1 pseudogene is annotated in these 325 nt (G+C 60.3%); it reads left to right on the forward strand.

Going from position 1 to position 325, the window contains the following annotated elements:
* Positions 1–44: 44 nt before the first annotated feature.
* A pseudogene (locus AC0L3S_RS39235) lies at positions 45–325 on the forward strand (ATPase domain-containing protein); the annotation flags it as partial.

A 325-nucleotide genomic window follows, 5' to 3' on the forward strand; every position in this document is an offset into this window, starting at 1 on the left:
GTGCGCATTAACAGCTACGTGCCCTTCGGGGTGCATCGGCTGGTCCCGCTTCAAATTTCTATATCGTGCAAGGCGATCCGGGCGCAGGCAAGACGACGGCGGCGTTGCAATTCCTGCGCGCTGGTGTGGCAGCCGGTGAACGCTGCATCTATGTCAGCCTTTCGCAAACCGCCGCCGAACTGCAAGCGATTGCGTCCTCACACGGCTGGACGCTTGATGGCATCCGCGTTGAGGAATTGTCCGCTTCGGAGACCCTGAGCGGAGCGGCCGATCAGACGATTTTCCAGACTGCGGACCTTCGATTGGATGAGACGCGCAAGGCGAT

The organism is Bradyrhizobium sp. Ken01 (genome assembly GCF_055807355.1).